Source organism: Skermanella sp. (genome assembly GCF_059503625.1).
The window spans coordinates 1-2122 of record NZ_JCACHA010000518.1 but is presented as its reverse complement, the minus strand read 5'-3'; the positions used below and the strand labels follow the sequence as shown (position 1 = coordinate 2122).

Here is a 2122-nt window from a genome sequence, read left to right as displayed (position 1 = left end):
CAGGGGCCGAGCGCCGAGCGCCCGAAGCTGTAGGCTCCACCCGTATGGGGAAGGGCCGGCGACATCTCGGCAAGGCTGAAGCAGAGGCCAAGATACATGACGACGACGATCAGCGTCGCGATGAACAACCCGCCGAAGCCGCCGGCCGCCAGACCGAAGTTCCAGCCGAAGAAGTCTCCGGAGATGACGGCGCCGACGCCGAGCGCCCAGAGCGACCATACCCCGGCATATTTTCGAAGACCCCGCTTCTCGAAGTAGGCGGCATCGACCGCATGGTACCGGACACCGTCTATGCTCTCAGGTTCAGGCATGATGACCTCGGGTTTGAGTTGATGCGCGGATGCTCCGGGGACGATCCTCTATCGGTTTTTTGTGCTTCTTGGCTTTTCTGGTTATGTCGAGTTCAGCGAAGGCCGCGCAGGCGTTCGCTACGGCGGCGCAAGGCCTCCATCACGGTCATCAGGGCGACGGACAGGACGATCAGCAGCGTGGCAGCCGCCGCGATGATCGGGCTGATGTTCTCCCGGATACCGTCGAACATCTGACGCGGCAGAGTGCGGTCCTGCGGACCGGTCAGGAACAGGGCCACGACCACCTCGTCGAACGAGGTGACGAACGCAAAGAGTGCGCCAGACACCACTCCGGGCAGGATCAGCGGCAAGGTGATCCTGAAGAATGCCAGCGTCGGCCCGGCCCCCAGGCTGGCCGCCGCCCGCGACAGGTTGGTGTCGAAGCCCTGGAGCGTCGCCGACACCGTGATGACGACGAAGGGTGAGGCCAGGGCGGTATGGGCCAGCGTCAGCCCGACGAGGCTGCCGGTCAACCCGAACGGCGCGTAGAAGAAATAGACGCCGACCGCGACGATCACCAGCGGGACGACCATGGGCGAGATCAGCAGCGCCAGCACCAGCGAACTGCCGGGAAACTTGGCGCGCTGAAGGCCAAGCGCCGCCAGCGTGCCGAGCACCGTCGCCAGGATCGTCGAGGCGAAGGCGACGATCACGCTGTTGCGGAGCGAAGACAGCCAGCGCTCCGACCCGAGCAGTTCGTGGTACCAGCGAAGCGACAGGCCCGGCAGCGGGAAGCTCAGGAACGATCCGCTGCTGAACGACAGGGGCACGATCACCAGGATGGGCAGGATCAGGAAGCCCAGCACCAGGACCGCGACGGCCCAGAGCGTCACGTGCCACGCCCGTTCAAGGGGGGAGGCATAGGGAGGCAGGCTCATGACCTTCAACCCATCTTCATGCCGTCGACGCCGACGAGCCTGGCGTAGATCCAGTACAGCAACAGGGTCGCCACCAGAAGCACCGAACCTAATGCCGCCGCCATGCCCCAGTTGATCGTCTGGTTGGTGAAGAAGGCGACGAAATAGCTGACCATCTGGTCCCCTGCCCCGCCGACCAGCGCCGGCGTGATGTAGTACCCGACCCCCAGGATGAAGACGAGCAGCCCGCCCGCCCCGATTCCCGGTATTGTCTGCGGCAGGTAGACCCGCCGGAATGCCGTGAACGGCGTCGCCCCCAGGGAGGTCGCCGCCCGCACATAGGCCGGCGATATGCCTTTCATGACGCTGTAGAGCGGCAGGATCATGAAAGGCAGCAGGATGTGGACCATCGCCACATAGACGCCGACGCGGTTGTAGACCAGTTGAAGCGGTTCGGTAATCAGGCCCAGCGTCTGAAGCGTCTCGTTTATCGGCCCTTCGCGCTGAAGCAGCACGACCCAGGCGCCGGTGCGGACGAGGATCGAGGTCCAGAACGGCAGCAGGACCAGTATCATCAGCAGGTTGGCTATCCTCGGCGGCAGGCTCGCCAGCTTGTAGGCCAGCGGGTAGCCGAGGATCAGGCAAACGACCGTCACGACGATCGCGATCCAGAAGGTGCGGACGAAGATATCGACGTAGATCGCCCGGTCCGGCGCTACCGACACGATATTGCCGTCGGCATCCATCTCACGGTCGACGGCGGCCAGCAGGTAGAGCGGCGTGAAGGGTGCAGCGGCGCGGCGCATCACTGCCCATGTCGCCGGCTCTCCCCAGATGGCGTTGGCGCCGGTCAGGGTCTTCTGCCAAGTGCCGTCGGGCTGCTCCGGCAAGGACCGGGCGGTGGCGAACAGGGCC

General features: G+C 65.0%; 2 protein-coding genes and 1 pseudogene. All 3 read right to left on the bottom strand.

The features are described from left to right. Positions 1 to 311: pseudogene (locus AC5JJ6_RS11130) on the bottom strand (hypothetical protein); the annotation flags it as partial. A 92-nt stretch (positions 312 to 403) separates the two neighbouring features. Then, positions 404 to 1228: an ABC transporter permease gene (locus AC5JJ6_RS11125; protein WP_496042096.1), complete on the bottom strand. Its 825-nt coding sequence runs from the start codon at positions 1226 to 1228 to the stop codon at positions 404 to 406. 5 nt (positions 1229 to 1233) lie between these two features. After that, on the bottom strand, positions 1234 to 2122 hold an 889-nt coding region (locus AC5JJ6_RS11120; RefSeq protein WP_496042095.1), incomplete at its 5' end, for an ABC transporter permease.

Excerpts from the sequence above, each read along its gene's own strand:
- AC5JJ6_RS11125 (WP_496042096.1), bottom strand. The coding sequence starts at position 1,228 with ATGAGCCTGCCTCCCTATGCCTCCCCCCTTGAACGGGCGTGGCACGTG.